Genomic DNA, 669 nt, shown 5'->3' with positions numbered 1-669 from the left:
ATCAAGGCAACGCTCAGTGCGCCAACACTTACACGAATGATTTGCGTATTCATGGTCTCCCCTCCCCCGTTACATCAGACGCGCGGTGATGACGACCGCGATCATCGCGTCGTCCTTGGCGGCATCCAGCCCGCCACCGAAAATCGGCAGGAAAGCCGAGCCGGTGCCGTTGTTGGTGGTCGTGGTCTTCTGCTTGTTCATGCCGGTCAGGATCAAGGTCTGGCCTGGCTTGAGGAGCACGCTCTGTGTCAGGCGAGTCATGCTCATCGTCGGCAACTGCACGCTCGTGCTATTGGTTGTGTAAGTGGTCAGACTGTCCAGGTTCGACAGCGTAATATCGAAGTCGAGCAGGATTTTGCCGTCGACCATCTTGGGCAGGAAGGTGCTCGTAAAGCCCGGCACCAGGGTGCTGGTTTGGATGGAGGTGGTAGAGCCCGCGTTCGTCGTCGTCGTGGTCGACGTCGACTGCACATAGCCCTCTTCGCTGGCCTCCTGCAAGCCCAACAGTTTGCCGTTTTGCGTGATGCCTGTTTTCGAAATAACTTCGCTCATATGACCGAGTGTCGAGAGCGCTTGAATCGCTGCGGTTGATCCGGACAGACGCCCTCCAGTGATCGTGGCGCCGAAACTCATCGCTGAATAGGTGCTGCTCACCGTTGGTGCCGAGAC

General features: G+C 57.8%; 1 pseudogene. It reads right to left on the bottom strand.

The features are described from left to right. Positions 1-69: 69 nt before the first annotated feature. Positions 70-669: pseudogene (locus WM40_RS27295) on the bottom strand (pilus assembly protein PilN); the annotation flags it as partial.

Source organism: Robbsia andropogonis, from assembly GCF_000970345.1.
Classification (GTDB): Bacteria; Pseudomonadota; Gammaproteobacteria; order Burkholderiales; family Burkholderiaceae; genus Robbsia; species Robbsia andropogonis.
The sequence above is the reverse complement of the archived record's forward strand: the minus strand, read 5'-3'. Positions and strand labels throughout refer to the sequence as shown.